The organism is Salipiger marinus, assembly GCF_900100085.1.
In the GTDB taxonomy this organism is placed as follows: domain Bacteria; phylum Pseudomonadota; class Alphaproteobacteria; order Rhodobacterales; family Rhodobacteraceae; genus Salipiger; species Salipiger marinus.
Map to the genome: position 1 here is coordinate 1 of NZ_FNEJ01000070.1, position 3643 is coordinate 3643.

The window sequence follows — 3643 nt, forward strand, 5'->3', positions numbered from 1 at the left end:
GCTGGCGCTGTGTGACGGCCTCGCCCAGGCGGGCTGTGTTCCAGTGGATGACGATTGCGGCGAGGAGGTTGAGCGCGGCCATCCGAAAATGTTGGGGTCGTTTGCGGGAGAGTGTGAAATCCTACGCTAAGCGCCGAGCAGCCGTTTCCCATTCTCGCGCAGGTTTCCCTCTGGGTCGACATACCGATAGAGCGTTACCGGTCTGATCTTCAGCTCCTTGCACAACTCGGAGACGGAGGTATCGCGGTTGGCCATCGCGGCCTGCGCCATGCGCAGCTGAGCCTTGGTCAGCGCGAACTTGCGGCCTCCCTTTCGCCCCCGAGCGCGGGCGGCGGCGAGCCCGGCCATCGTCCGTTCCCGGATGAGCTCGCTCTCGAACTCGGCGAGTGAGGCGAAGATACCGAAGGACAGCCGCCCGTGGGCGGTAGTCGTGTCGATCTGGGCGCCCTGTCCAGTCAGCACCTTCAACCCGATGCCGCGCTCGGAGAGACCGGCGACCGTCTTCACCAAGTGATGCAGGCTGCGGCCCATCCGGTCGAGCTTCCAGATCACCAGCACGTCGCCGTCCCGCAGGGCCTTCAGGCACGCCTCGAGACCGGGCCGCTCGTCCTTCTTCCCGGAAGCTCTGTCCGAGTAGATCTGATCTTCGCCAACGCCCGCTGCGATCAGGGCGTCCCTCTGTAGGTCGAGCGACTGGCTTCCGTCGGCCTTGGAGACCCGCGCGTAGCCGATCAGCATGTGTCGCAAACGATCGTTTGAGACATTTGGCGAAAATCGGCGCTCTTGGCCATTGATACGTTTCCTTAACCCATATCGAAATCAAAGATACGCAATGGAGTAATCGAAGGCAAAAGAAACATGGCCCACCGGACCATCCTGACGCCGAAGCAACGGGAGGTCCTGTTCGGCCTTCCCGCGGACGAGGCGCAGCTGCTCAAGCACTATACGCTATCGGATGAAGACCTCGATCATATCGGCCAGCGCAGGCGCCCGAGAAACCGGCTTGGTTTTGCACTGCAGCTTTGCGCGCTGCGCTATCCCGGACGCGCTCTGCTGCCTGGTGAGGTCATCCCAGTCGAGATCGCCGACTTTCTTGCCGCGTAGCTCGGTCTCAAGGACGCCGACCTCGACGCCTATGCCGCCCGCGAAGAAACGCGGCACGAGCACATGGCCAGCCTGCGTCAGCTCTACGGCTACAGGACCTTCTCCGGCCGCGGTGCCCGCGATCTGAAGCTCTGGCTCCACGGCCAGGCCGAGCACGCCGTTTCCAACGAAGACATCGCCCGCCGTTTCGTCGAGGAATGCCGGAGAACCCTGACCATCCTTCCCGCCATATCGACCATCGAGCGCCTCTGCGCCGACGCGCTCGTCGCCGCCGAGAAACGGATAGAGACGAGGATTGCGGATCGCTTGAGCGATGACGAATGCGTGGCCCTCGACGATCTGCTGTTTGAGATGGTCGAGGATCGGCTGACCCGGTTCGTCTGGCTGCGCAAGTTCGAGGTCGGCAACAATTCGGCCGCTGCACGCCGGCTGCTCGACCGGCTCGATTACCTTCGCAAGATCGACGTTTCGCCGGATGCGTTCCACGATGTTCCGGATCATCGCATCACCCGTCTGCGTCGGCAGGGTGAACGCTATTTCGCGGACGGATTGCGTGATCTGCCGGGCGACCGCCGCCACGCAATCCTTGCCGTCTGCGTATCGGAATGGCGACGCGCGATCGCCGATGCCGTGGTCGAGACACATGACCGGATCGTCGGCAGGACCTGGCGGGAGGCCGCCCGGCTGTGCGATGACCGCATGGACGGAGCGCAACCGGAGGTCCAGAAGACCTTGCGCTCGTTCCGCGACATGGGAGCGGCCCTTCTCGAAGCGAAGAACGACGACGTGTCTCTTGAGGACGCCATCTCGTCCAGTCCGGGATGGACGGATTTGCAGACTCTCGTCGCTGTCGCGGCCCGATTGACGGATACGCTGTCATCGGACCCGATTACTCATGTCGTTCATGGGCATAAGCGGTTTCGTCGATACGCGCCCCGGATGCTGCGGCTTCTTGAAATCGACGGGGCGGACGTGGCCAAACCCCTTCTGGACGCGGCTGAGCTGATCCGGCTCGACAGGGCTCACAGTCGGCCGACGGATTTTCTGCGGCGCACGTCGAAGTGGCACCGCCATCTGAAGACCCAGACCTCCGGGGACGGCCGCCTGTGGGAGGTCGCGGTCATGTTCCATCTGCGCGACGCGTTCCGCTCAGGCGATATCTGGCTGGAACGCTCCCGGCGTTACGGCGATCTGAAACAGGTGTTGGTGCCTGCGCAGGCCGCAAAGGCAAACGCGCGGCTCGCCGTCCCCTTCGATCCCGAGGACTGGCTGGCTGATCGCCATGCGCGAATGGAGATCGGTCTCGAAAAGCTGGCCAAGGCCGCAAAAGCGGGCGCGATCCCCGGCGGATCAATTGCAAACGGCGTGCTTCATCTGAGCCGGTTGCCGACGGCGCCGCCGCAGGGGGCCGATGACCTGCTGTCCGATCTCTACCGCCGCATACCGGAGACGCGGATCACCGACATCATGCTGGAGGTGGACCGCGCGACCGGGTTCACCGAGGCGTTCACGCATCTCAGGACCGGTGCGCCGCCGAAGGACCGGATCGGGCTGATGAACGTGCTTCTGGCCGAAGGTCTTAACCTCGGTCTGAGCAAGATGGCCGAGGCCAGCAATTCCCACGGCTTCTGGGAACTGATGAGGATTTCGCGCTGGCACGTGGAAAGCGATGCTTATGCCCGCGCGTTGGCGAGCGTCGTCGAAGCGCAGGCCGCTCTGCCGATGGCCAGGTTCTGGGGCATGGGCACGACTGCCTCCAGCGACGGACAGTTCTTCCCCACCGCCCGGCAAGGCGAGGCGATGAACCTGATCAACGCGAAATACGGGCGCGAGCCGGGGCTGAAGGCCTACACGCATGTCTCCGACCAGTTCGCGCCCTTCGCGTCGCAGACCATTCCGGCCACAGTCAGCGAAGCGCCCTACATCCTGGATGGGCTGCTGAACAACGAGGTCGGCAAACGGATCAGGGAGCAGTATGCCGATACCGGGGGCTTCACCGATCACGTTTTCGCCGTCACCTCGATACTCGGCCACCGGTTCATTCCGCGCATCCGCGATCTGCCCTCCAAGCGCCTCTACGTCTTCGAGCCGAAGGCCGTGCCGCCGAACCTGCGCGGTCTGGCGGGCGGCACGATCCGGGAGAACCTGATCGCGTCCAACTGGCCCGACATCCTGCGGATCGCGGCGACCATGACGGCCGGGACCGTCGCGCCCAGTCAGATCCTGCGCAAGCTGGCGTCCTATCCCCGCCAGAACGACCTTGCCGTCGCCTTGCGCGAGGTCGGCCGCGTCGAACGGACGCTGTTCATGATCGAATGGGTCCTGAACACCGACATGCAACGCCGCGTCCAGATCGGCCTCAACAAGGGCGAAGCGCACCACGCGCTGAAGAACGCTCTGCGGATCGGCCGACAGGGCGAAATCCGCGACAGGACGGCCGAGGGCCAACATTTTCGGATGGCCGCGCTCAACCTCCTCGCCGCAATCGTCATCCACTGGAACACAGCCCGCCTGGGCGAGGCCGTCACACAGCGCCAGC

General features: G+C 64.1%; 1 protein-coding gene and 1 pseudogene. One reads left to right on the forward strand and one right to left on the reverse strand.

Annotation, left to right across the window (positions count from 1 at the left end):
• Positions 1-126: 126 nt before the first annotated feature.
• Entirely contained in the window at positions 127-738 is a 612-nt protein-coding gene (locus BLR51_RS26740) for a recombinase family protein (protein ID WP_089852579.1), read from the reverse strand.
• A gap of 120 nt (positions 739-858) precedes the next feature.
• On the opposite strand from BLR51_RS26740, the pseudogene BLR51_RS26745 reads away from it, so the two are divergent.
• A pseudogene (locus BLR51_RS26745) lies at positions 859-3643 on the forward strand (Tn3 family transposase); the annotation flags it as partial.